The following is a 2,242-nucleotide window of genomic DNA, read 5'->3' as shown; positions in this document are numbered from 1 at the left end:
TCCATCACCTAAACATTTACTTTGCCGATCCATACTCTTCCTGGCAACGTGGCACCAATGAGAATTCCAATGGAAATAAAACCAGAAGACATTCCTTCTTTTACAAGAGATGAATTACAGGCAATAGATTGGTATCCTTTTGAGGTTGATAGTGTTTGGAAAATCTACAACTCTTTCGACCGTAGTATCCTTAAAGTAGCTGCATATTTTTACCCAACCTTCGATCGTTTCCTTTCACACGATGAGCAGGTTGAGAAGTATGAATGGACCGATCAAACCGTACAGAATACGCTTAAAAAGCTATCGCCAGATCAATTGACTCAGTTGAGAGAGTATATACCCTTTATCTTGGATTATTACAATGCGGGAAAAAAAGAACCCCAAAAACTACCTAGTTCGTCTCTATCAACCAGTGTACCAGACGCCATGTACGACTCAGATGGTTTAACGTACAACTACAAGCGACCAAACACGGATAGTCCGGTTGACGAATTGTATAAGACAGCAAACATAAAAGAGAGCGATTTGCATTTAGATGGGAAACATGGGATGGATGTGACTATTGAAAGAAGATATTCGTCACTAAATTCTAATACGAATGATATCTATTACAGTTCAGGCGGAACCAATAAAAGGACGTCTTTTTCAAACTATCAAGACGAATACTTCATGCCGCATGGATGGAAATTAAATCTTCCCAAGTTTGAAGAAATTGATAAAACCAACGTGCGTTGTTCTTATAGAGAAGAACGACTTGATTATTACTGTTCGAACAAGAACGAAGGAAAGAGATATGTTTTCACGTTAGATGACGGCTCAGTATTAGAATCCTCGACGACAACCGGGACTTGGGTTAATACTCCTTATGAGGGAGCGAAAATGCAAGGGTATGGACAGGGTTCAATGGAAAATGGAATCAAAGATATCGTTACGCTTTATGTAAATGGCTTTATCTATGAGTTCCAAATTGAAAATAGTGGCGGTGAAGATGTAAGATATACGCATGTCATCACAAAGAAAAACGTCTATGGAGATCAGATTACTTATCGAATACCAGAAGATCATAGTAAAAATATTCAAATTATAGATACTGTAGGTCGACTTATTGAGTTGAAAAAGAATACCTCTAATGTCGTAACGCATGTTTATGTTTATGAGAATAATGCTAAGACAAAACTACTTAAGCATACTGAATACGCTTGGAATACAACTTCAAATACAGACAGAATCATTGAGCATGCAGTAAATGGGACTGAAAGCAAAATCATTGCTGAGTACAATTATCATGATTCGAGTTTGTACGGCAAAGCAGAGTTTAATTTAAAGCCTATCTATTATCTTCCGTCAACAAACAAAGAGATTCCTTTAGATTATAACGGAATAGAGACTTCGACTTACACCAATGACGACCTGACTAAACGCGGAACCTATTATTACAAATTGTTAAAGCAAGTGAAGTACCCAGTGGAAGGCTTGTCCATGACGTATTCCTATAGTCCCTATAATTCAGAAGAACCGGATTTTCTGAAACGAGGAGTTGTAAGACTCTATCATGATGATGAGAAACTGACCTATTCCAGTTATCATCCCGTGACATCTGTCAACTTCCGGTTCGCAAAGACATCTCATCCCGACGATAGTAGCTCAGGAACATATTCCCATACCGTGTACTATCCACAAAAAACGCAAGAAATCTGGACGACTCAGAAAGATAAATCGGTCCGTTTAAAAAACCAGTCTGCTCGTGATGGGGCAAAGATTGTTACGAATACCATCCAAACAAGTCTGCCTAACTTCGAAAAAACCTTTGTCGTAAACGAAGATAAGAACTTTTTACTACAATCGGAAAAGAAATATATCGGAAATGGGAGTATGGAAGACTCTATTTTAGGAGAATTATCGGTATCGGAAAACGGAACTGATTATCTGTATACACCCGTTTCATATACGAGTTATATGTACCTGGGACGAGGGACAAAGCCACAATACACATTTACTTTTTTAGGACAACCTGACTCTATGACACAAGATAAAGACGTTTATCAATTCTTATTGGAGCCAGATCCTAATCGCTTGTCAAAGGTAAAGTCCCGTTTGTCCAAATATGCCCAATTTGCGCAATATACGTACAACAATTACGGGGACTTAACCAAAGAAGTAGATCCAAAAGGCGTAAGCGTCAAATAGCCCACACCTTGTCGCCAAGATGTGGGCTGATCTATGCTGGAATCAAGATTTGAAC

General features: G+C 38.5%; 1 protein-coding gene. It reads left to right on the top strand.

Translation table 11 applies throughout. From position 1 onward, the window contains the following. Positions 1–69 precede the first annotated feature (69 nt). Positions 70–2,187: a hypothetical protein gene (locus JZI27_RS24770; protein WP_280209824.1), complete on the top strand. Its 2,118-nt coding sequence runs from the start codon at positions 70–72 to the stop codon at positions 2,185–2,187. The last annotated feature ends 55 nt before the right edge of the window (positions 2,188–2,242 follow it).

Source organism: Brevibacillus sp. AY1, assembly GCF_029870785.1.
GTDB classification, from domain to species: Bacteria; Bacillota; Bacilli; order Brevibacillales; family Brevibacillaceae; genus Brevibacillus; species Brevibacillus invocatus.
Note: the sequence above shows the minus strand (reverse complement) of the source record. Positions and strands in the feature narration are given on the sequence as shown.

Coding starts and splice junctions, on each gene's coding strand:
- JZI27_RS24770 (WP_280209824.1), top strand. CDS start 70: ATGGAAATAAAACCAGAAGACATTCCTTCTTTTACAAGAGATGAATTA.